This is a genomic window from Dyella sp. C9 (genome assembly GCF_003332825.1).
Classification (GTDB): Bacteria; Pseudomonadota; Gammaproteobacteria; order Xanthomonadales; family Rhodanobacteraceae; genus Dyella.
The window spans coordinates 53,598-77,052 of the sequence record NZ_QIRF01000021.1; the positions used below are offsets into that span (position 1 = coordinate 53,598).

At 67.5% G+C, this 23,455-nt stretch carries 17 protein-coding genes and 1 pseudogene; 12 read left to right on the forward strand and 6 right to left on the reverse strand.

Annotated elements, in window-relative coordinates:
• Positions 1 to 52: 52 nt before the first annotated feature.
• The 5 genes from DVU99_RS18055 (at position 53) to DVU99_RS18075 (ending at position 7,627) form a co-directional block, all read left to right on the forward strand.
• Positions 53 to 1,135: an AraC family transcriptional regulator gene (locus DVU99_RS18055; protein WP_114241624.1), complete on the forward strand. Its 1,083-nt coding sequence runs from the start codon at positions 53 to 55 to the stop codon at positions 1,133 to 1,135.
• A 141-nt stretch (positions 1,136 to 1,276) separates the two neighbouring features.
• On the forward strand, positions 1,277 to 2,515 hold the full coding sequence (locus tag DVU99_RS18060; protein WP_114241642.1) for a parallel beta-helix domain-containing protein: 1,239 nt from the start codon (positions 1,277 to 1,279) through the stop codon (positions 2,513 to 2,515).
• Between the two features lie 12 nt (positions 2,516 to 2,527).
• Complete coding sequence (locus DVU99_RS18065) at positions 2,528 to 3,673, forward strand: SO2930 family diheme c-type cytochrome (protein ID WP_114241625.1); 1,146 nt, start codon at positions 2,528 to 2,530, stop codon at positions 3,671 to 3,673.
• Positions 3,674 to 3,734: 61 nt separating this feature from the next.
• Complete coding sequence (locus DVU99_RS18070; protein ID WP_114241626.1) at positions 3,735 to 6,212, forward strand: TonB-dependent receptor; 2,478 nt, start codon at positions 3,735 to 3,737, stop codon at positions 6,210 to 6,212.
• A 2-nt stretch (positions 6,213 to 6,214) separates the two neighbouring features.
• Positions 6,215 to 7,627 (forward strand): coniferyl aldehyde dehydrogenase, encoded by a 1,413-nt coding sequence (locus DVU99_RS18075; RefSeq protein WP_114241627.1) that lies wholly within the window; start codon positions 6,215 to 6,217, stop codon positions 7,625 to 7,627.
• Positions 7,628 to 7,796: 169 nt separating this feature from the next.
• Here the strand turns inward: DVU99_RS18075 and DVU99_RS18080 are convergent, their stop codons facing one another.
• Positions 7,797 to 9,236, reverse strand: a complete 1,440-nt coding sequence (locus DVU99_RS18080) for an OmpP1/FadL family transporter (RefSeq protein ID WP_114241628.1) — start codon at positions 9,234 to 9,236, stop codon at positions 7,797 to 7,799.
• Positions 9,237 to 9,547: 311 nt separating this feature from the next.
• Between DVU99_RS18080 and DVU99_RS18085 the strand changes: the two genes are divergently transcribed.
• Together DVU99_RS18085 and DVU99_RS18090 are read left to right on the forward strand one after the other, a co-directional pair.
• Entirely contained in the window at positions 9,548 to 9,844 is a 297-nt protein-coding gene (locus DVU99_RS18085) for a YcgL domain-containing protein (RefSeq protein WP_114241629.1), read from the forward strand.
• Between the two features lie 72 nt (positions 9,845 to 9,916).
• Entirely contained in the window at positions 9,917 to 13,393 is a 3,477-nt protein-coding gene (locus tag DVU99_RS18090; RefSeq protein ID WP_114241630.1) for an ankyrin repeat domain-containing protein, read from the forward strand.
• On the opposite strand, the gene DVU99_RS18095 is transcribed toward DVU99_RS18090, so the two are convergent.
• From DVU99_RS18095 to DVU99_RS18105, 3 genes are all read right to left on the reverse strand, one after another.
• Positions 13,312 to 14,478 carry a glycosyltransferase family 9 protein gene (locus DVU99_RS18095; protein ID WP_114241631.1) on the reverse strand — a complete coding sequence of 389 codons (1,167 nt, stop codon included), beginning with the start codon at positions 14,476 to 14,478 and terminating at the stop codon, positions 13,312 to 13,314. The two genes, DVU99_RS18090 and DVU99_RS18095, sit on opposite strands and share 82 nt — an antisense overlap.
• Before the next feature lie 219 nt (positions 14,479 to 14,697).
• Entirely contained in the window at positions 14,698 to 16,539 is a 1,842-nt protein-coding gene (locus DVU99_RS18100) for a monovalent cation:proton antiporter-2 (CPA2) family protein (RefSeq protein ID WP_114241632.1), read from the reverse strand.
• A 98-nt stretch (positions 16,540 to 16,637) separates the two neighbouring features.
• Entirely contained in the window at positions 16,638 to 17,528 is an 891-nt protein-coding gene (locus DVU99_RS18105; RefSeq protein ID WP_114241633.1) for a LysR substrate-binding domain-containing protein, read from the reverse strand.
• A 105-nt stretch (positions 17,529 to 17,633) separates the two neighbouring features.
• Between DVU99_RS18105 and DVU99_RS18110 the strand changes: the two genes are divergently transcribed.
• From DVU99_RS18110 to DVU99_RS18120, 3 genes are read left to right on the forward strand one after another with little or no spacing between them, the layout of a single operon-like run.
• Positions 17,634 to 17,963, forward strand: coding sequence for a carboxymuconolactone decarboxylase family protein (locus tag DVU99_RS18110; RefSeq protein ID WP_114241634.1), 330 nt, complete (start codon positions 17,634 to 17,636; stop codon positions 17,961 to 17,963).
• Positions 17,960 to 18,508: a DUF4865 family protein gene (locus DVU99_RS18115; protein ID WP_114241635.1), complete on the forward strand. Its 549-nt coding sequence runs from the start codon at positions 17,960 to 17,962 to the stop codon at positions 18,506 to 18,508. The genes DVU99_RS18110 and DVU99_RS18115 overlap by 4 nt, the downstream gene beginning before the upstream one ends.
• A gap of 17 nt (positions 18,509 to 18,525) precedes the next feature.
• Positions 18,526 to 18,906, forward strand: a complete 381-nt coding sequence (locus tag DVU99_RS18120; RefSeq protein WP_114241636.1) for a tautomerase family protein — start codon at positions 18,526 to 18,528, stop codon at positions 18,904 to 18,906.
• A 194-nt stretch (positions 18,907 to 19,100) separates the two neighbouring features.
• Here DVU99_RS18120 and hemB read toward each other — a convergent pair whose 3' ends face one another.
• Positions 19,101 to 20,093: a porphobilinogen synthase gene (hemB, locus tag DVU99_RS18125; protein ID WP_114241643.1), complete on the reverse strand. Its 993-nt coding sequence runs from the start codon at positions 20,091 to 20,093 to the stop codon at positions 19,101 to 19,103.
• A 186-nt stretch (positions 20,094 to 20,279) separates the two neighbouring features.
• Here hemB and DVU99_RS18130 point away from each other — a divergent pair, with 186 nt between their 5' ends.
• Positions 20,280 to 21,821, forward strand: coding sequence for a protease pro-enzyme activation domain-containing protein (locus DVU99_RS18130; protein WP_114241637.1), 1,542 nt, complete (start codon positions 20,280 to 20,282; stop codon positions 21,819 to 21,821).
• A gap of 101 nt (positions 21,822 to 21,922) precedes the next feature.
• On the opposite strand, the gene DVU99_RS18135 is transcribed toward DVU99_RS18130, so the two are convergent.
• Positions 21,923 to 22,780 (reverse strand): fumarylacetoacetate hydrolase family protein, encoded by an 858-nt coding sequence (locus DVU99_RS18135; protein ID WP_114241638.1) that lies wholly within the window; start codon positions 22,778 to 22,780, stop codon positions 21,923 to 21,925.
• A 303-nt stretch (positions 22,781 to 23,083) separates the two neighbouring features.
• On the opposite strand from DVU99_RS18135, the pseudogene DVU99_RS19980 reads away from it, so the two are divergent.
• Positions 23,084 to 23,455: pseudogene (locus DVU99_RS19980) on the forward strand (hypothetical protein); the annotation flags it as partial.

Here is a 23,455-nt window from a genome sequence, read left to right on the forward strand (position 1 = left end):
AGATCAAGTCAGCGCCGGGCTCGTCCGTCGCCAGGGGGTGGGAGCTATCACGATGACGTCCGCTGCCTTATCGGCCGGCCATCCAATGCATGACGCTGCGTCGGCTTCGGCCGAGGGAGACGCGCGCTATACGGCGGCGACCACGCTGCCGAACGTGCTTGTGCACCTGATCCAGTTGGCCCTGGTCCGCGGCCTGCGCTGCGAACCCTGGTTTGCCGGCACCGGCCTGGCCCGTGAGCAGCTGAATGATCCGAGCCTCCGTGTCTCCTACCGTCAGGCCAGCACGGTGATCCGGCGCGCCCTGCACGCCAGCGGCGACTGCGGCCTCGGGCTGGCGGTAGGCCGCGTGGAAACGCTTGGCAGTTTCGGCCTGCTCGGCCTGGCCATGATGACCTCGGCCACGTTCGGCGAGGCCATGGTGGTGGGCATTACCCATCACCGGGTAAGCGGCAGCCTGCTGGATGTCAGCTTCGAGGAGGTGGGACCCCGTGAGGTCGCGCTGGCGGCATGGCCGCGCTTCAACGATGCCCCGCTGCTGCCTTTCCTGTGCGAGGAGCTGTTTGCCAGCTCGCTGGCGATCGCCCGCGAATTGCTCGGCCAGAACTTCCGCCCGGCACGCCTGGAGCTGACTTACGCCCGGCCACCGCACGCCGATGCCTACGCCGATTTTTTCCAATGCGAGCTGGTGTTCGGGGCGCGTTACAACCGCATCGTGCTGGACGTGCAGTGGCTGGAGCACCCGCTGCCTACCCACAACCCGTTGACCGCCCAACAGGCACGCGCGCTGTGCGCGCAGCAGCATGGTCCCGAGGGCGCGCCACAGGAAATCGTCGCCTCGGTCGAACGACTGCTGCGCAGCCACCTGCACCAGCAGCCGCGATTGCCCGACGTGGCCCGCATGCTCAACATGAGCGAGCGCTCGCTGCGCCGCCGCCTGGCCGAGGGCGGGCGTATCTTCCGCGAAATCCACGACCGCGTGCGCGCCGAGCGGGCGCTGGAGCTGCTGCATGGCGGCAAGCTCAGCGTGGCTGAGATCGGCCAGGAAATCGGTTTCAGCGATCCCCGCGAATTCCGCCGCGCCTTCAAGCGCTGGACCGGCATGCCGCCGCGCAGCGCCCGCCGACAGGCCGCGTAAGAGCCCCCTCCGGGCCGCCCATAGCCGCGAGGCTGGCCGATTTACCCCCCATCGGCGCTACTGCCGCCCTCCCCAGCCCGAGGCAGATCCCCGACAGTGGGACGTCATGCTGAAAGCCGCTACTGGGGAGTGAAGGCGACCATGCGCAAGACCCAACTGACCCTTGTCCTGCCGCTGCTGCTGGCCGCCTGTGGCCACGAGGCGCCGCCGGCGCAGACCGACGGCGACGCCACCTTCGAGGCGAAGCTCCAGCAACAGCTGCTCGATGCCAAGCCGGGCAGCGTGATCGAGATTCCCGCAGGCCACTATCACCTGCAGCGCGGACTCAGCCTGCGCACCGACGGCGTCACGATCCGCGGCGCAGGCAAGGACCAGACGGTGCTGTCGTTCAAGGGCCAGGTGGTGGGACCGGAGGGCCTGCTGGTGAACGCCAGCGACTTCACCATCGAGAACCTGGCGCTGGAAGACACCAAGGGCGATGCGCTGAAGATCAACCAGGGCAAGAACATCACCATCCGCGGCGTGCGGGTGGAATGGACCGGCGGCCCCAAGACCACCAACGGCGCCTACGGCCTGTACCCGGTGAAGACGCAGAACGTGCTGATCGAGGACTCGGTGGTGATCGGCGCCTCCGATGCCGGCATCTACGTGGGCCAGTCCAACAACATCGTGGTGCGCCGCAACCACGCCGAATACAACGTCGCCGGCATCGAGATCGAGAACTCGGTGAACGCGGACGTCTACGAGAACACCGCCACCAACAACACCGGCGGCATCCTGGTGTTCAACATGCCCAACCTGTCGCAGGCAGGGCACAGCACGCGCGTGTTCAAGAACAAGGTGTACGCCAACAACACCGACAACTTCGCCGCCAAGGGCGCGGCCGTGGCCAGCGTGCCGCGCGGGGCGGGCGTGGTGGTGAACTCCAATGACAAGGTGGAGATCTTCGACAACGACATCTCCGACAACCAGACCACCAACATCATCATTTCCAGCTACTTCTCCACCAACTACTACAACACCAAGGGCGTGGCCGCCGACTACAACCCCTACCCGAAGGGCATCTTCATCTACGACAACCGCTTCAAGGGCGGCGGCGATTCGCCGGACGGCCTCAAGCTGAAGACGCTGAAGACGGCGGTGTACGGCCTCAACGGCCGCTTCCCGGACGTGCTGTGGGACGGCTACGTGAACGAGAAGACCCTGGTGAACGGCTTGCCGCCGCCGGAAGACCGCTTCTGCATCCAGAACGGTGACATCGGCGTGATCAATGCCGACGGCCCGCACGACTACAAGAACCCCAGTACCGACACCAAGCCGTACCAGTGCACGCTGCCCAAGTTGCCGCCGGTGGTACTCGATCCCGAACCGAAGGCCTGAGGTCGCGTAACGATGATGAAGCTGTATCTGCGCGCCATCGCGGTGTTGGCGCTGTTGCTGGTCACTGCATGCCATCGCGACCTGGACCCGGTCGCCTTTCATGCCGACGGACGGCCGCAAAAACTGAGCGACTGGCACGTGGTCGAAGTGCGTGACGGCAAGCTCGTGCTGAACCAGGGCGTGGTTCCGTATGACCTCAACACGCCGCTGTTCACCGACTACGCGCACAAGCTGCGCACGATCTGGATGCCAAAGGGCACCTCGGCCAAGTACGACCCGACCGACACCTTCGACTTCCCGGTCGGCACCATCATCAGCAAGACCTTCTATTACCCGCGCGCTGCCAGCGGCAAGTTCACCGACGTGGTGCGCACCTACGACAGCTCGCACGACTTCGCCGGCGAGGGCCTCAACCTGGCCAACGTGCACCTGATCGAGACGCGCATCCTGGTGCGCCGCGAGTCGGGCTGGGCGGCGATTCCCTATGTGTGGAAGGACGACCAGAGCGACGCCGAGCTGGCGCGCACCGGCGCCGTCATTCCGCTGCGACTGGTCGACGACGGCGACGCCGCCGAGGATTTCAACTACGTGGTGCCCGACGAGAGCCAGTGTGCCAGCTGCCACGCGCAGGACTGGGTGACGCGCAAGATCCATCCGATCGGCCCCAAGGCCCGCCACCTCAACCGCAGCTACGCCTATGCCGGCGGCGAGGACAACGAGCTGGTGCACCTGATGAAGGTGGGCTACCTCACCGGTGCGCCCGCGCCTGCGCAGGCGCCGCGCAACGCCAACTGGATGGATTCGCGTGAGTCGCTGGATGCGCGTGCCCGCGCCTACCTGGACATCAACTGCGGCCATTGCCACAACCCCAAGGGCGCGGCGAACACCACCGCGCTCACCCTGGACGTCAGCGCGCCCGAGGATCGCCACCTGGGCATCTGCAAGCCGCCGGTGGCCGCTGGCCGGGGCACCGGGGACCATCTCTTTGACATCGTGCCCGGCGCGCCGGACGACTCCATCCTGCCCTATCGCATGGAGTCGACCGACCCCGGCACGATGATGCCGGAACTTGGTCGCAGCACCGCGCACCGCGAGGGCGTAGCGCTGATCAAGTCGTGGATAGCCGCGCAGTCGGGGGGCTGCGTGGCGGTCCATTGAACAAGCAACAAGCCGCGGCCTTCGGGCCGCGGCCTTTTCTTATCTAGGGGAGAACCAGGTGATGAGCATCCGTCCACGTCCGCTTTCCGTTTGCCTGCGCCGCCTGTTGCTCGGCGGTTCCGTGATGCTGCTCGGCGCCGTGCCGCTGGCGGCGCTTGCCGACCAGGCCACGCCCGCACCGCAGGACAACGGCAACGCAGGCAACCCCGCCACGCAGGCGGACCCCGAGAAGGCCAAACTGCTCGGCAACATCACCGTCACCGCGCAAAGCCGCACGCAGGAGGTGCAGTCGGTGCCGATCCCGGTGCAGATCGTCACCGCCAAGCAGGTCGATACGCTGGAAGCGACCGACCTCAGCAAGATGGACATCTTCATCCCGGGACTGGTGATCGACGCCAGCCAGCCGACCCAGCCGACCTATGAAATGCGCGGCATCAGCACCAGCAACTTCGGCATCGGCACCGAGTCGGCGGTGGGCGTTTACGTGGACGGCGTGTACGCAGCGCGCTCCGGCGGCTCGCTGCTGGCCTTCAACGACATCTCCCGCATCGAGGTGCTCAAGGGCCCGCAGGGCACGCTGTTCGGCCGCAACGCCGCCGCCGGCGCCATCTCCATCGTCACCAACGAGCCCCCTGACAAGTTCGAGGGCGATGCGCGCATCCGCTTCGGCAACGAGGGCGAGCGCTATGCCGATGCGCTGGTCAACATCCCGATCAACAAGGACATGGCGCTGCGCATCAGCGTGCTCGACAACCAGAGCGACGGCTGGATCAAGGACGCCGCCAATGGCCAGCATTACGGCAAGAACGACGACTGGGGCTCGCGCATGGTGTACCGGTGGAACGTCACCGACAACACCCGCGTATTGCTCTCCTGGGATCATGAACGCCTGAACCAGCCGCCTTCGCCGGCCATCGGCCTGATCCCGCTCAGCAGCGATACCAACCAGCGCGCCCCCTTTCCGCCGGATCCTTCCACTTATCTCAATCCCCTGCACGCCCCGCTCTACAACGATGCGATCGGCGCCGCCGAGACCCGCACGTTCAACGGCGTGACGCTCAAGGTCGACCACTCCTTCCCATGGGGCGAACTGGAGGCCACCACCGCCTGGCGCGGCTTCGATACGTTCAACCGCGGCGACTACGATGGCACCGACCACGTGGTTACCTACCTGGACACCACCAACATCGAGCACAACAACAGCTGGTACCAGGAGTTCAAGCTGTCGGGCAACAACAACCTGATGGATTGGGTGTCCGGCGTGAGCTACTACCAGGAGCAGGCACGCCAGACCAGCCAGACCAACATCAACACCAACAGCCTCGATACGCTGGCGCAGAACGTGCTGGGCGTCGGCACGCCGCTGGCCGACATCAGCAACGCACTGGCCTCGCTCGGCCTGCCGTTCACCCTGCTGGGCGATCCCTGGCACGAGGCGATCAGCAACGATGGCAACTTCAAGTCGTACGCCGCCTTCGGCGACGTGATCTGGCACATCAACGACCAGTTCGACGTCACCACCGGCCTGCGCTACACCCGGGACGAGAAGGAGTTCAGCTGGTACAACATGCCGCGCAGCGCGCCGGCATTCGACGCCACGATCGCCGGCCTCACCGGCCTGGGCATCATCCAAATGCTGCCGCCCGACGCGCAGGCCGCACTCGCCGCCTTCAGCAACAACGTGATCTTCACCAGTGCCGTCGGCGTTCCGGTCTATGCCAGCAACACCTGGAACAACTGGAGCCCCCGCGTGGTGGCCAGCTACAAGTTCACGCCGGACGTGATGGGCTACGTCTCCATCACCAAGGGCTACAAGGCGGGTGGCTACAACAGCGTGCAGGTCGGCTCCACCTTCCAGCCGGAAAAGGTCACCAACTACGAAGCCGGCATCAAGAGCCTGTTCCCCGAGGCGAACCTGCTGCTGAACGCCTCGGTCTACTACTACCGCTACAACAACATGCAGTCGCTGGCGCTGGATCCGAACAGCCCCGCCACCGGCCTGCCGATCTACGTGGTCAACAGCAGCAACCAGGAGGCCAAGGGCGTGGACTTCGAGGCGCAGTGGCAGCCCGTGAAGGACCTGCGCCTGGGCCTGGTCGGAGCCTACATCGACTCCACCTACCGCAATGCCACGGCGCCCGACGGAACCGACCTCACCGGCCAGCCGACGGGTGCGCCGTTCTTCTCCGGCGCCGCCTCGGTGTCCTACACTTGGCATGACATCGCCAACGGCAACCTGGAGTTCAACCTGTCGCAGGCCTATCGCGGCAGGACGCGCTGCAACGCCGATTCGCAGGAACAGGGCGAATGCACCATCAGCCCCAACTTCCAGATCGGCACCAGCGAGCAGCGTACGGACGCGCGCCTGGGCTGGCAGGCGGCCGGTGACCGTTGGGGCGTTGCGCTGTACGGCAACAACCTGTTCAACAAGCGCTACGTGATCGGCGTGAACAACATCAGCACCAGTGTGTTCGGCACGCCGTTCGCAACCGTCACGCCGCCACGCACGTGGGGCGTGGAACTCCACGCGAAGTTCTGACCATGAAAGAGCCCGGCCCCTCCCTGCACACCACCCTGCTGCGCCTGCGCGAAGCCCAGGCACGCGACCCGATGCCCGACTGGGCCACGCGGGCCCAGCGCCTTCGCGCGCTGGAGCGGATGCTAAGGGAACAGGGAGGGGCCTTCGCCGAGGCGATCAACGCCGACTTCGGTCATCGGCCGGCGGAGGAAACCCAGTTGCTGGAGCTGTTTCCCAGCATCTCCAACCTGCGCCATTCGCTCAAGCGCGGCAAACGCTGGATGAAGCCGCAGCGTGGCCTGGCCAACCTGGTGTTCGCACCGGCGCGCACCCTGCTGATGCCGCAGCCACGCGGCGTGGTGGGCATCATCGTGCCGTGGAACTACCCGATCTTCCTCGCGGTGGGGCCGCTGATCGACGCCCTGGCCGCGGGTAACCGCGCCATGCTCAAGATGAGCGAGTACACGCCGCGCTTCTCGGCGCTGTTCGCCGAACAGGTGGCGCGCTACTTCAAACCGGACGAGGTAGTGGTGGTCACCGGCGATGCCGAGGTCGCCCAGGCGTTTTCGGCGCTGCCGTTCGACTACCTGCTGTTCACCGGCTCCACTGCGGTGGGACACCACGTCATGCGCGCGGCGGCATCCAACCTCACCCCGGTGACGCTGGAGCTGGGCGGCAAGTCGCCGGCCATCGTCGGGCCCGGTGCGCGACTCGAGCATGCCGCCGAACGCATCGTGTTCGGCAAGCTGGTCAATGCGGGCCAGACCTGCATCGCGCCCGACTATGTGCTGGTGCCGCGCCCGCGCATGGACGAATTCATCGCCGCGGCCCGCGCCGTGGCGACGAGGCTCTACCCGAACCTCGCCACCCAGCAGCAGTACACCTCGATCGTCTCCGACCGGCAGTACGAGCGCCTGGTGCGACTGCGCGACGAGGCGGTCGCGGCCGGTGCCAGCATCGCGCCGCTCAGTGATGCCCAGGACCAGCCCGGCAAGCGCCTGCTGGCACCGGTGATGCTGACTGGCGTCAACGACACCATGGCCGTGATGCAGGATGAGATCTTCGGCCCGCTGCTGCCCGTGCAACCGTATGACTCGCTGGACGAGGCGATCGCTTACGTGGCAGCCCATCCGCAGCCGCTCGCGCTCTATCTGTTCGAACAGGATGGCGCCCGGATCGACCGCGTGCTGTCGCGCACGCATGCCGGTGGCGTCACCATCAACGACACGCTGTACCACATCGCCCAGCACAACCTGCCGTTCGGTGGCGTGGGACCCTCGGGCATGGGCGGCTATCACGGCGAAGATGGCTTCCGCACGTTCTCGCATCTCAAGCCGGTATTCCGCCAGTCGCGCCTGAACGGCACCGGCCTGCTCAATCCGCCTTATGGCGAGCGCTTCAGGCGCATGCTGAAGCTGCTGATGCGGCTGGGCTGAGGGCAAGACGCAGCCTGTGCCCGACAAACCCACGTAGCGCAAACGACGAAGCGCCGCGATCACCCACAGGGCGAGCCACGCAGTGCCCGCGTGCGGAACGCCAGGACACCGGCAAAGAAAAAGCCACCCCACGAATGGGGTGGCTTTCTTTACCGCATCGCCGGAGCGATCAGAACTTGTACTGGGCCGACAGGCTCAGCAGGTTGCCGTAGTCGTCCGAGGTACCGGTGAGGACGTCACCCGTGGAGCTGGTGGCGTTCATGCGCGCCTTGTTCACGAAGATGTGCTCGTACGAGGCATTCAGCTGGAAGTGCTCGCTGGCCTTGTAGCCGATACCGAACGAGACGATCTGGCGGTTGCCATCCGGCACGCGCGGATCGCGGGTCTCGGTGGTGGTCGGCGTGGTGTCGAGCGCCAGGCCTGCACGCAGGGTCACCTTGTCGGTGGCGTAGTACTCGCCGCCGAGCGCCACGTACCAGCTGTTCTTCCAGTTGAACACTTCGGTGCTGGTCGGCTGGGCCGGGTTGGCGTAATAGACCGTCAGGTCCTTGAACACGTCCCACTTGGTCCAGGCCACGTCGGCGCCCAGGCCCCACTTCTCTTCCTGGTGCCAGTAGCTGGCCGTGATCGTTTCCGGCGTGGTGAACGGCGCCGTGCCATCGGTGTGGGTGAACGGAGTGCCGCCGGCACCGGCCAGCAGCGCCGCCACGGTCGGGTTGGCCAGCAGGGCCTGCACGTTCGCCGGGACGGTGAAGTTCGCGGTGCCCTCAAGGCGGTGCGAGATCTTCGAGCGGTAATCCAGCGCGAACTTGTCCTGCGAGGTGATCTTCCAAAGCATGCCGATCTGGTAGCCGTAGGCCCAGTCGTCGCCCTTCACGCGGGCAACGCCATCCGAACCCGGCGGCACCACGGTGTTGACCTGGGTCGCCAGCGCCTGGCCAGCGGCCGGCGAAACCGCACCGGCAGCCACGGCCTGGTTCACCAGGCCCAGGCCCACGGCGTTGTAATTGACCGCCTGGGTCAGTTCGGCCGAGGTCTTCTGCGCGATGCCGCTGACGCCGATCGAGAAGTTGTCGGCGACGTCATAGGACACCGACAGGTAGCCATCGAGCGATTCGAACTTGGACTTGATCGCGTTGTAGCGACCGATCCAGTTCTGGTTGTACTCGGTCTGGAAACCGAACGGCACGGTGAAGGCCGCGCCCACGTGCCACTTGTCACCCAGCTGGGTGGCGAAGAAGAACGCCGGGACCGGCATGGTGGTGCCGGCGTCGCCGCCGCCGTTGCCGCTGATCGGACGACCCAGCGCGTCGTGCGCGGAACCACTGAAGGTGGTACCGAAGTTGATCGCGGTGACGTCCGCCTGGAAATAAGTGCCCTGCAGGTCGCTCATGGCGGCGGGGTTGTTGGCCACCACCGACACGTCGCCACCGGCGGTGGTCGAACCTGCGTACGCACGGCCCATGGCCGCAGCGCTGTCTTCATGGAGCTGGAACGCACTGGCGTTCGCACGCTGCGGCGCAGCAAGCGAACCCAGGATGGCCAGGCTCAACGCCGCAAGCGTGAGCGGACGGCCCGCACGTGAAAATGGACGGAATGACATCTGCATCAGCAATGCTCCTGCTTATCGTTGGTCTGACTCGGGTCGTAGCAAGGGGCCTGACGGTCGTCCCGTTTTCATACGCGCGTTTGACACCCCTGGCCGGCACTGTGCCGACTCGTCGCAGGGCTTGCAAGTGCGGTTGCAGCAAACTTTTTACGTTGATGGGCACCGATCGCAACCGATCGTCGTCGATTGACCGAAGATCCGAGTTGCTCGGCGTGTAAACGCGACGTGCAGGGCCCGGGCTGATAATCTTGCGCTTCGCCGCGCCACTGCCAGTGCGCCCATCCTCCTGAATCACCACGACGGGTGTCGCCATGCACTGTTATGTCTACGCCAGCCTGCGCAAACCCGATGCCTACCTGTGGCTGGCCCGGCGCGACGACGTCGGCTGCATCCCCGAATCGCTGGCCCTGATGCTGGGCGAGCTGCGCTTCGTGCTGGAGGTGGAACTCACCGGCCAGCGCAAGCTGCCGCAGGAGGATGCCCAGGTGGTGCTCGAACACCTGCGCACGCGAGGCTGGCACCTGCAACTGCCGCCCAAGCATGCGTTGTCCGCCGCCGACCATCCCTCCTTCAAGACCACTCCGCAGGATCGCGGCAGCGAGACATAAAGAGCGCGATGTTCGCTGCCGTTAACGCCTGATTACCGTCTGGCCTCGTAACGATTCCTATACTCCGCGCCCATGGCCTATTCAAAAACGCGACGTCCGCCCCCGTTCCTGCAAGCCCTCGCCTGGTTCGTGCCAGGGCTCATCGCCACCGCGATCGCCGCGTTAGGCGCCCACCCTCTCGCCCTGATCCCGTTGCTGGTCGCCAACGCGCTGACCATGGCGGCGGTATGCCACGCGATCGGCTTCGACCCGGAGCCCCGTTTCGGCCGTACCGTGCTGCGCCGGGGCGCGGCCTACCTGGTGATGTTCACCGGCTACGTGGTGCTGGTGTTCGCCCTGGTGGCGTGGCCGATGCTGCGCTTGAACCAGGCCCCCAGCCTCGGCGCCGCGCTGATGCTGGCAGGCGCGCTGGTCGTCGCGCTGGCCGCGTTATGGCGCATGTGGCCGGCGTTTGGCCTGGTCTACGTATGGGATGACGCCTATCCGGCGCAAAGTGACGGCTCGTGGATCTTCACCGCCACCGCGCGCAGCATCGCCTTCGGCCGCCACCTGTCGCGCGAGGAACGCTTCTTCAGCCATTTCCTCCCGGCCGCGTTCGCGCTGCTGGCGCTTGCCTTCATGGCCATCGCGCTCACCGGCCTGTACGGCGTGCTGCCGTCCGAGCTGCGTACGGCCGCACTCGCGCTGTACGGCGTGGTGCTGATGCCGCTGGGCTGCCTGGTGATCGCCAATCGCACCCTGCGCGCCCTGCTGAGCGAGGGCCGCCGCCCGCTGCGCCAGCCCGCCGCCGGCGTGGTGGATGCCGCGCCCGCCCCGGCACCCGCACCCGCGCCGCGCCCGGCCCCGCAGCTCAGCGAGGAAGAGCGCACCGCCGGTACGCCCGAACCGGCCCAGGCCCTGCTGGCGGCCACGCGCGATGGTGACATCGAGCGCGCGCTGGCGCTGGTCGAGGCCGGTGCCGACCCCAACACCGGCGCCGCACCCGGCGATCGTGACCAGCGGCCGGTGCTGACCCTCGCCGCACTGCCACCGGATACCCGATTGCTGCGCGCGCTGATCGCCAAGGGCGCCGACCTCAATCGCAGCAGCGGTGGGCTTACCCCGCTGCTGGCGGCCACCCGCGACAGCTGGCACGGCCGGGCCGAGGCGGTGATGACCCTGCTCTCCAACGGCGCCAGCCCGCTGGCGACCGATGCAGAAGGCAACACGCCGCTGCACGGCGCGGTGCTGAGTGGCGAGCCGATCGTGGCCGCGATGCTGCTCGACGCCGGCGCCGCCATCAACGCACTCAACAAGACCGGCCTGAGCCCGCTGGCCGTGGCCTGCCGCGCAGCCAACTGGCCGCTGGCCAAGTTCCTGCTCGAGCGCGGCGCCAAGCCCACCCCGGCCGATGGCGAGCCGGCGCTGGTGGCTGCGGCGGGCGTGGCCGACGACGACGTCGAAGGCGTGAAGCTGCTGCTCAAGCACCGCGCCGCGGTCAACGCGGTGGACGCACGCCATCGCAGCGCGCTGATGGCGGCTGCCGCCGAAGGCCATGAACAGATCGCCCGCGCCCTGCGCGCGGCCGGCGCCGACGTGAACCTGGCCGACCGCCACGGCAACACGGCACTGATGGAAGCGGCGCGCGCCGGCTCCGTCGGTATCGTCAAGCTGCTGGCCGAAGCCCAGCCGGACGCGCGCGTGCGCAACAGCCATGGTCGCGACGCGCTGACCCTGGCCTGCCAGTCACCGCACGCGCACGCCGAGACGGTGCGCGCCCTGCTCGCCCTCGGTGCCGAACCCAAGACGATAGGCAGCGACGGCCGCAGCGCCCTGGATCACGCCGCTGCCGCCGGCCGCTGGGATCTGGTCACCCTGCTCGATCCCGAAACCCCCTTGCCGGCCAGCCTCAGCGTGGATGCCCTGCCCGAAGGGGCCGACACGCCCGCGCACCTGCTCGACGCGCTGCGCTTTGGGCACTGGGCGGTGGTGTCCACTTTCGCCAGCCGCGTGCGTGAGTGGCCGCAATCGCAGCTGGCCCAGCTCTACCTGGACCTCGCCGCGCCCGGGCTCGGCGCCGCACGGCGGTGGCTGCTCGATCATGCGCTCGACCCGGAAGCCCGCCTGCAACCACAGCTGGTCGATGATGCCGAAGTGGCCGAGGGCCACGAACCGGCGCTGCCGCCGCTGGGCCGGCGCCTGTTCGACGCGCTGTTGCAACAGCTGCCCGCGGCCACCGAAGCAGTGGACGACCTGCTGCGGGCCGGCGCCACGCCGGCCGGCGCCGGCCTGCTGACCCAGGCACTGCTGCGCCTGGAAGACAGCGTGCAAGGTGCGTCATTGCCGCTGGTGATGCTGGAACGCGGGTCCGACCCGTTCGGCCCCGACGCGCGCGAACGCACGCCGGTGCACCTGGCCGCCACCTTTGGCCACCTGCCGCTGCTGCAGGCCCTGCTGGCGCGCGGCTGCGATCCCAATACCCGCGACAGCAGCGGCCGCACGCCGCTGTTCGCCGCGCTGGAGCATGGCGAACAGGCGCTGCCGCTGGTGCGCGTGCTGGTGGCGCATGGTGCCGATCCGGAGGCCATCGACGCCAATGGTGAAACCCCGCTGGGCCTGTCGCTCGAACACGGCGCCGTGGAGCGCTGGTTGAACTGGGGTGACTGGGCGCGACCGCTGCGTCCATTGCGCGCCGAAGATCTCCCCGCCGCCGCCGCCGCCGGTGCGCTCGCCGCAGTGGAGCGGCTGCTCGAACTCGGCTTTGCGGTGGACACCCGCGATCACCAGGGCGCCACCGCGCTGCTGCATGCGTGCGGCTCCGGCCACCGTGAAGTGGCTGCACTGCTGCTGGACAAGGGCGCCGACCCGGCAGCCACCGCCAACAACGGCATGACGCCGTTGGCCGCCGCGGTGGGCGCGCGCCGTGAAACGCTAGTCACCCTGCTGCTGCAGCACAACGTGGACGTGGACCAGCGCCTGCCCGGCGAAGCCACGGCCCTGATGATCGCTGCGGCCATGGGCTATCCGGAAGTCGCCGAGCAACTGCTCGAAGGCGGCGCCCAGGTGAACGCGGTGGACACGCGCGGCCACGCTGCGCTGCATGCCGCTGCGCAATACGGCTTCGATCACAACGACAGCCTGCGGGCCCGCCGCCTGTTCGACGTACTGCTCAAGCGCGAGGCCGACGTCGGCATGGCCGACAAGGAAGGCAAGACCGCGTTGCTGCTGTTGCTGGGTGCGCACCTGCGCCCGGGCAGCGAATGCGATCCCACCCACATCGGCGCCCTGGTGCCGGTGCTGCTGGATGCCGGCGCCATGCTGGAGCATGCCGACCAGCGCGGCGTCACCGCGCTGCACGCCTGTGCCATGCACGCACTGCTCGCTCCGGCCCGCGTGCTGCTGGCGCGCGGCGCCGATCGGCAGGCCGTCGATGCGTTCGGCCGCACCGCCGCGGACGTCGCCCGTGCCATCGGCTACGTCGACATCGCTCACGAGCTGGCAGCGCGCAGCGGCTCCTCGATCCCCAGCGTGCGGCAAATGTTGAGGCAGCCGGCCCAGCCGGCCGACTGAAGCGCGTCGTCCACCAGTTGGCGCGCGACATGATCGGGACGTGGCGGCAGCTGCCGCCACGCCTTCACCACCGTGTCCAAGGCGATCCGGTCCACGCGCGATACTTCCGGCAAGCCACCGAGCACGCTCACTGCGCTACCGCTGGCGCTGCGCGGTGTCCACGTCGACGGCCAGCGATTGCCGAACAGCACCACCAGCGGGCAACCCACCGCGGCGGCCAGGTGAGCCGGGCCGGTATCCACCGAGACCATGCTGTGCGCCATGTACAGCAAGCCGCGCAGGTGCCCCAGCGGCAAGCCGTGCCGCGGCACCACCACCTGAGGGTGCGCTGCCGCCGCGCCAATCGTCGCCAGGTATCCGGCCTCCTCTTCGGAGCCGCACAGCAACACGCTGGCCTCGGGCAGCTTGTCCAGGATGGCGCGAGCCAGCCCGGCCCAGCAGGCCACCGGCCACGACTTGTCGTCGTCCTCCACCTTGCGCACGCCGTTCCAGCGCATGGTGCGCTTGTTCGAGGGCTGCAGCAGCACCAGTGGCCGTCCAGCCATGCCGTGTGCCTGCAACCACAATCGCGCGTCGTGTTCCTCGGTCTCGGTGGGCCGCAACCGCGGTGCCGCCGGCAGGCCGGCAGCGCCCGTCGCGCCGCTGAAGGCCTCCGGCGTTTGGTCGGCGAAGCGCATCAGCCAGTCGACCCAGTGCTCATCGCGCTGCATCGGCGTGTCCTCGATGAACACGCATTGCGCAGGCTCGATGCCGGCCAGCGCAAGCATCGGGCGCACCTTGGTGCGCGTGCGCACGTCTGGTTCGCAGATGTAGAACGGTGCATCGCGCAGCGCGCGCAGCGACAGCGCCGTGCGCAGACGCGCGGGGTTTAACCATAACGAGCCATACTGGCTGTCGAAATGACGGACTTCGGCGACGTCGTCGCAGCCCTCGTACAGCACGCGGGACGACTCGCCGAGCGAGACCAGCCGGCAGGCGCCGCCATAGCGTCGCCGAAGCTTGTGCAGCAAAGGCTGCAACAGGATGGTGTCGCCCAGTCGCCCGAAACGGACGACGACGGGATGCAGTGGCGCGCGTGGTGTCATTGCACAGATGAACGATGGCGTCGGGTCAAACCCGATCCCGCAGATGGCCCGCCCCCCGGCAGCACGACCTGCAAGCGGGCGCCATCATTCATTAATCACGTCGAAATGAGTTGCGCTTCTGGCGCAAGTTGCCGTGGCGCATTCTTGCGCCAGCACCCGACGCTCCATCGCGATCAGCTGTAACAATCGCGCGCTATATGCGCGCGACGAAAGCCCGCTTCAGCGGGTCACATCCTCGTCGTTCGGCGTCACGCCAGTCGGACGTTCGCGTTCGGCCTTCGCCTCCGGCTCGGCGTCGGCCTGGTACAGCTGGTCGAGGTCGGCCAGCGCCTCGCGCGTGGTCTGCACGATGCGCGCGTCGTCGTCATAGACCAGGTACTGCCGCTTGAGCAGCTCGGCATCATGGCGACGGAAACGCTCGACGCGATCCGCGGCCAGTTCCGCCGGCAGCCCCAGTGCCTCGAGTGTCTGGCGGGTCATCTTCAGGCTGGAATACAGCGTCTCGCGCACTGGCATCTCCACGCCAAGATCCATCAGCCGCCACGCGTGCTGGCGATTGCGCGCGCGCGCGATGACCTTCACGTCCGGATACATGCGGCGCACCACGCGCGCCGTGCGCAGGCTGGCCTCCGGGTCGTCCACCGCCAGCACAAACACCTCGGCCTGGTCCGCTTGTGCCGCACGCAGCATCTCCGGGCGCGCCGGGTCGCCGTAGAAGATGTTGTTGTTGGCACCGAAGCGCTGCACCAGGTCGATCTGCTCCACCGAGTGGTCCAGCGCCACGAAGGAGATGTTCTGCGCGCGCAGCACGCGCGCCACGATCTGGCCCATGCGTCCATAGCCGGCGATGATCACGCGCGGCGAATCGGCCACGATGGTGTCGAACTCGCGCGTCTTCTTCGGCTTGCTGCCGAACACGCGCCCGACCAGCGCCACCAGCAGCGGCGTCAGTGCCATCGACAAGGTGATCGCCAGCACCTGCAAGCCATGCTGCTGGGTGGTGATCACGTTCTGCTCGCGCGCGAGCTTGAGCACCACGAAGGCGAATTCGCCGCCGCAGGCGAGCAGCACGGCCAGGCGCAGCGCATCGCGTGCGTCGAGGCCTCCGACCATGCGTCCCAGCGGCCACAGCAGGGCACCCTTGATCAGCATCAGGCAGGCCACCAGCAACGCGACCTTCAACGGCTGGCTCACCAGCAAGGTGATGTCCATGGACATGCCCACGCTGATGAAGAACAGCCCGAGCAGCAGGCCCTTGAACGGCTCGATGTGCGATTCCAGCTCGTGCCGGTATTCGGAGTCGGCCAGCAGCACGCCGGCAAGGAAGGCACCGAGCGTGGACGACACGCCGACCTTTTCCATCAGCCACGCGGTGCCCATCACCACCAGCAGCGCGGTGGCGGTGGAGACTTCCACCGTGTCGGCCTTCGCCACGAAACGGAACACCGGACGCAGCAGGTAGCGACCGCCGACCATCACCACCACGATGGCTGCGATGGTGCGCAGCACCGCCAGCAGGTCGAAGCCGTGCTTGCTCGATGCACTGGCCAGCAAGGGCACCGCGGCGATCAGCGGAATCGCGGCAAGGTCCTGGAACAGCAGGATCGCGAACGCCTGCCGCCCATACGGCGAGCCGGCCTCCTTGCGTTCGGCCAGGATCTGCAGGCCGAAGGCGGTGGAGGACAGCGCAAGGCTGCCACCCACGATGGCGGCGCCGTTGACGCTCAGGCCAAACAGGTAATACCCCGCGATGCCGATCACCATGCTGGTGGCGAGCACCTGCAGCAGGCCGGTGCCGAACACCTGTCGCCGCATCACCCACAGGCGTTGCGGCGACAACTCCAGGCCGATCACGAACAACATCAGCACCACGCCGAATTCGGAAATGGTGGCCACGCCGGAGGTATCGGACACCAGGCCCAGCTCCTGCGGGCCGATGACGATGCCGGCGAGCAGGTAGCCCAGCACGGAACCCAGCCGGAAGCGCTTGGTCAGCGGCACCGCAATGACCGTCGCCACCAGGAATACCAGTGCCGTCTCCAGGAAATGGTGGCTATCCACTCGCACGCTCCATTCGGGGATTGGCCATTATTCCACGCTCACGCCCCGATCGCGCCGCCCCATTCGGGTGAACGTGACATACGTGTTCACGCCACGAGCTATGCCGCGAGCGCCAGCCCCTGCCACTGCTGCAGCAGTATCGACGCGAGCCGCTCCACCGGCGCGGAAGGCTCCGCTTCCGCGCGATGCAGGCACAAGCCGAGGCTGCCAAGCGCAGGCAGCATGCCCTCGCGCGGAGGCAGCGCGCGAACATTGGCCGGCAATCCGAGCGGGGTGCGCAACGACACGCCCAGGCCCGCCGCCACGGCGGCCCAGATGCCGGCGAGACTGGCGCTGGTGAAGGCCACGCGCCACGGGATGTTGGCGCGATCGAGCGCCGTCGTGGCCGCGCTGCGCATCAGGCATGGCGCTTCGAGCATGACCAGCGGCAACGGCTCACCGCTGTCGCGTGACCACGGCACGGCCTGTCCATTGGCCGCGATCCAGCGCATGGGCACCTCACCCAGTCGCGTGGCGTGCGGCGTCACCACGCCGGCATCCCAGGCCAGCGCCAGATCGAGGCGGCCCGATGAAACACGCTCCAGCAGTTCCACGTTGCGCGCGATGCGTACCTCCACCCGCACACGCGGATGCGCCCTGGCGAAACGCCCCAACACCTCGGGCAACAGGCTCTCGCCGAAGTCCTCCTGCAGCCCCAGCCGCACCCAGCCTTCCAGCTCGGTGCCGTGCAGCGCCGCCGCGGCCTCGTCATTGAGTTCGAGCAGCCGGCGCGCGTAGGCCAGCATGGTTTCGCCGGCCTCGGTCAGCGCCATGCCCCGACCGGACTTGCGCAGCACCGGCGCGCCGGCCTGTTCCTCCAGCTTCTTCAGCTGGGCGCTGACGGCCGAGGTGGAGCGCCCCAGCCGCTCCGCCGCACGCGCAAAACTGCCCAGTTCCACGCCGGTGACGAAGCTGCGCAGGACGTCGAGATCGAAGGTGACGCGCCGCATTTTGATCATCCCGTTTTAATGGACTATTAGTCCACTATTTTCCGATTTTCAGAACTATACTGTCCGCCGTAACCTGCCCCGCGTCAACACCGGCAGGACGACCCCATGGCGATTGCTTCCGATCACGGCCAGCGCAGTTTCGGCGACATTGCGCCGCTGCTGGCCGAACTCACCGACCGCATCCTGTTCGATCGCGTGTGGGAGGACCCCACGCTCGGCGCACGCGAGCGCAGCATCGCGACACTGTCCGTACTGGTGGCACTGGGCCGCACCGAGCAGTTGGCGTTTCATCTGCAGCGGGCACGCGCGAATGGCCTGGCCGAGCCTGAGCTCGCCGCGCTGTTCACGCATCTCGCGTTCTATGCCGGCTGGCCGGCGGCGGTGTCCGCGCTGTCCCGCTTGCGCGACGGTCCCCTGGTGGAGGCTCGCCCATGATCGCCATGCAGTACAGCTTCACCCTGCCCGCCGACTACGACATGGGCATCGTGCGCCAGCGCATTGCCGACAAGGGGCACATGCTCGACCACTTCGAGGGGCTGCGTTTCAAGGCGTACCTGCATGCGCAGCGCGGCGACGATTCGGCGGAGAACCTCTACGCGCCGTTCTATCTATGGCAAGACAGCGCGGCCATGCAGCGCTTTTTCGGTAGCGCCGGATTCGCGGCGTTGACGCAGGCCTTCGGCTGGCCATCGATACGCTGCTGGCCCGTGTGGGATGCGTATCTGGCCCCCGACGCACGCCATGCGCGCCATGCCACGCGGGAAATCCTTCCGGTGGCGCCGTACAGCGCGCTCGACCAACTGCGCGCCGACGAACACGAGCTGCTGCAGCGCGAGGTGGAGCGCGGCGCGCTCGCTGCCGTCAACGCCTTCGAACCAACCACCTGGACGCACGTGCGCCTGCGCCTGTGGGATGACACGCCGCCATCACCCCGCGCCAGCCGCCAGCACTACCGGGTCGGCCACGTCTCCCAACCCTGAACCCCACGGAGCTTCCCATGCCTCTCGTTCGCATCTCCCTGCGCCGCGGCAAACCCGCGAGCCACATCGCCGCCATCCGCAACGCCATCTACCAGGCCATGACGGAAAGCTTCAACGTGCCGCAGAACGACCGTTTCATCCTGGTCCACCAGCATGAGGCGGACGAATTCGACTACGACCCCAACTACCTAGACATCGCGCGCAGCGACGATCTGGTGATCATCCAGATCGCCTGCAACAACACGCGCACGGTGGAGCAGAAGCAGGCGTTCTATCGACGCACGGCCGAACTGCTCAGCGGCAGCCCGGGACTGCGGCCGCAGGACGTGTTCATCAACCTGCTGGAAACCGCCAAGGAAAACTGGTCGTTCGGCAACGGCATTGCGCAGTACGCCTGAGCGGCCCTGCGCAGCGGCATCGGCATGGCGCCGCGGTCGCCCACAAGGTGGGGTCCTACAGAAAAGCGCACCTCGTCGAAGCCCTGTAGGAGCGCACCCTGTGCGCGACAAGCCCGGGCAGCTGAAACTCCAAAAGCCGAATGGAGTCAGTCACGTCCTCTCTCACCGAAAGAAGGCGCGACTGGCCCGCGACATCACTCGCCGCGCAACCAGCGCGCGGCGTCGATGGCGAAATAGGTGAGGATGGCGTCGGCACCGGCGCGCTTGAACGCGGTGAGCGATTCGAGCACCACCGCCTTCTCGTCCAGCCAGCCGTTCTGCGCGGCAGCCTTAAGCATCGCGTATTCGCCGCTCACCTGATACACGAAGGTCGGCATGCCGAAGGCGTCCTTGACCCGGCGCAGCACGTCCAGGTACGGCATGCCCGGCTTCACCATCACCGCGTCGGCGCCTTCGTGGATGTCCAGTTCGATCTCACGCAGGGCTTCGTCGCTGTTGCCGACGTCCATCTGGTAGGTGTGCTTGTCGCCCTTGCCCAGGTTCGCCGCCGAACCCACCGCGTCGCGGAAGGGGCCGTAGAACGCCGAGGCGTACTTCGCCGAGTAGGCGAGGATGCGGGTGTGGATGTAGCCGGCGGCTTCGAGCGCCTCGCGGATGGCGCCAATGCGGCCGTCCATCATGTCCGAGGGCGCCACGAAATCCATGCCCGCCTCGGCCTGCGCCAGCGACATCTTGATCAGCGCCTCGATGGTCGGCTCGTTCATCACGTAGCCGTGCTCGTCGATCAGGCCGTCCTGGCCGTGCGTGGTGTACGGATCCAGCGCGACGTCGCCGATCAGGCCCAGCTCCGGATAGGCCGACTTGAGCGCACGCGTGGCACGCTGCATCAGGCCCTGCGGGTTCCATGCCTCGCGCGCATCCTCGGTCTTCACCGTGGCGCCCGGCGAGGGGAACAGCGCCAGCGCGGGAATGCCCAGGCGCACGCACTCGCCTGCCAGCTTGAGCAGCTGGTCGATCGACAGGCGTTCCACGCCCGGCATCGACGGCACCGGCTCGCGCTGTCCTTCGCCTTCGATCACGAAGGCGACCATGATCAGGTCGGTGGCCAGCAGGGTGTGTTCGCGCATCAGGGCGCGGGAGAAGGCATCACGGCGCATGCGGCGCATGCGGACGGAGGGGTAGCTCATGGACAGGCTCTCGTGCAACACATCCGGTCATTTTACCGCCTTGCGGCCTCGTTGCCGGCCGGGGCAGGTTGACGCGGACGGTGAGACGGCAAAACCGCACCATGCATGAACGACCTCACCGTGAAACACCCTGCTGATACGTTTGCGGGTGCAGTCTCAGCCCGCCCCCACCCAGGAGCCTGGTCCATGAGCACCACCCAAGCCCGTCGCAAGCACTGGCCACTGGCCGCGGAGGCCCGTTACCTGGGCCCGCATGAAGGTACGGCCCCGATCGATGTAACGGTGGTGCTGCGCCGGCGCGGCGACCATCCTACTCCGGCGGCCTGGCCCCATCCGGCCACCACCCGGCGCGAGGACTTCGGTGCCCGCTGGGGCGCGGCCCCGGCCGACGCGGAAACCGTGCGCAGTTTTGCCCAGTCGCACGGGCTCACCGAGACCGGCTGCGAGCTGCATCGGCGCGTGCTGCACCTGCGCGGCACGCCCCAGCAATTGGAACAAGCCTTTGGGGTAGAGCTGGGTCGCTACCAGTTCCCCGACGGCGGCGCCGAAATGGTCGGCTGCCGCCATCCGCTCGTGCTGCCGGCCAGCCTTTCGTCGACAGTGATCGCCGTGCTCGGCCTTGACCAGCGCCCCGTCGCCCGACCGCATTTCCGGCGGCCGTCAGCCAAACCCAGCGTGACCTACACGCCACTGCAGGTCGGCCAGGCCTATGCCTTCCCGGCCGGCACCGACGGCACCGGCCAGACCGTGGCGGTGATCGAGCTGGGTGGCGGCTTCACCCAGGCCGATTTCACCCAGTACATCCAGTCGCTGGGCATCAGCAAGGTGCCCACCGTCAACGTGGTGTCGGTGGCAGGCGGCAGCAGCCAGACCGGCAGCGACGCCGATGGCGAGGTGATGCTCGATGTGGAAGTGATCGGCGCACTCGCGCCCGGCGCCACGATCGCGGCGTATTTCGCACCCAACACCGACCAGGGTTTCTACGAGGCGATCTCGCAGGCAGCCCACGACGCCACCAACCATCCCTCGGTGATCTCCATCAGCTGGGGCGGCCCCGAGGACAGCTGGAGCGCCGCCTCGCTCGCCGCCATGCAGAGTGCGCTGCAGGATGCCGTGACGCTGGGCCTCAGCGTGACCGTTGCCGCCGGTGACAGCGGTTACACCGATGGTGCCAGCGACGGCCAGCCGCACGTCGACTACCCGGCCTCCAGCCCCTATGCGCTCGCCTGTGGCGGCACGCACCTGGTGGCCAGCGGCGGCACCATCAGCAGCGAAACGGTGTGGAACGAGCTGTCCAGCAACGAGGGCGCCACCGGCGGCGGCGTCAGCGCCAGCTTCGCCCTGCCCAGCTGGCAGCAGTCATCCAAGGTGCCCAAGGGCACCAACAACTTCGTTGGCCGCGGGGTTCCCGACGTGGCGGGCGACGCCGATCCCACCACCGGCTACCAGGTACGCGTGGATGGGCAGGACGAAGTCATCGGCGGCACCAGTGCCGTGGCACCGCTATGGGCTGCACTGATCGCTCGCTTCAACCAGCAACTGGGACAGAACCTCGGCGACCCGCATGCCGCGCTGTACGCCATTGGGGAAAGCGCGTTCCATGACATCACCTCGGGCAGCAATGGCAAGTTCAAGGCAGGCAAGGGCTGGGATGCCTGCACCGGCCTGGGCACGCCCAATGGGCAGGCCTTGCTCACGGCGCTGGCGGGGTTGAAGACCAGCAGTTGATGCGGCAGGAGTGCGTCGCGTTCGCGACAAGCCCACGCAGCGGAGACGACGAAACTCTGCGGTCGCCCACAGGGTGGGCTCCTACACAGGCGGGATGAGGCTCAGCTCTCTTCCCGCACGACGTTGCGCAACAGGCCGATGCGCCCGATCTCCACCTCGCACACATCACCCGGTTTCATGTAGACCGGCGGCTTGCGTGCGTAGCCAACGCCGGAGGGCGTGCCCATCACGATCACGTCACCCGCCGACAGCGTGATCGCCTCGCTGATCAGGGCAATGGTCTGCGCCACGCCGAAAATCATGTCGTCGGTGGACGCATGCTGCATCACCTCGCCGTTGAGGCGCGTCTCCAGGGTCAGTCCGGTGGCGCCTGGCGGCACTTCGTCCGCGGTCACCACGAACGGCCCGAACGCACCGGTGCCGTCGAAATTCTTGCCGATCGTCCATTGCGGCGTGCGCAGCTGGTAGTCGCGGATCGAACCGTCGTTGAACACGCTGTAGCCAAACACGTGCGACAGCGCCTGCGCCTCGGGAATATGGCGGCCGCCGCGTCCCAGGATCACCGCCAGCTCGCCTTCGTAATCGAAATCGGTGGAAATACGCGGGCGTATCAACGGCTGTTCGTGCCCGATCAGGCTGGAAGCAAAACGCGCGAACAGCGTGGGATAACTCGGTGGCTTGAAGTCGAACTCCTGCGCGTGGTCGCGGTAGTTCAATCCCAGGCAGATGATCTTGCCGGGCTGCCCGCACGGCGGAAGGTAACTAACGGCGCCGATGTCCACCGGCGCACCGGTGTGCAGCTCTTCGAAAACGCGTGCGCGACCCTCTCCACTCAGCGCTGCAAGCGCGCCGATATCGGGTGCAAACCACGCCTCGTCGACCTTGCAGGCGCGCCAGCCATCGTCGACCTGCATGGCGATGCCAGGCCGTCCATCCTGCTCAAAGCGCAAGAGACGCATTGTGGTGCTCCCCGCTGGAGATCGAACGCCACTGTAGAACGAGTTTGCTGCGCGCGGAAATGCCGCGAGGCGTTCATGAATGCATGCGTCGCGCGAAGCCCGCGTGTCCTCGCTTACACCTTTTGCAGACCACGTGCCCGACATAGTGCGGCGAAACACTGGCCAGCGGATCGGCCTCGGCAGCATGCCCACGGAATCCCTGCAGGAGCCATGCCCATGCATGATGCAACGCGTGCCCCCGACGTTCTTCACCCTCACCCGCGCCAACGGATTTCCGCAGCGTGGCCACCCAGGCGCCACGCATTGGCAGCCGCCATCGGCATGCTGCTGATGGCCAGCCTGCCGTCCGCTCCCGTCTGGGCCGATGGCGGCGTGGGTGGTTGCAGCGCGCGGTCGGGCACCTGCACCAGCGGCAGCGCGGGTGGCACGCCCACCAGCCCCAATGGCCAGAACGGTACGGCGGCCGCCGGAGGACTGGGCGGCACCGGCGGTGGCGGTGGCAGCGTGAGCCAGACCAGCGGCACCGCCGGCACTGGCGGCACCGGTGGCGAGGGTTTCAGCGGCGGTGGTGGTGGCGGCAACGGCAATACCGGCGGCAACGGCTCCGGTGCTGTCTCGTATACCCATCTCCGAGCCCACGAGCCAGGCAGAAAGCGCGACTGGCGGGGTGTGCGG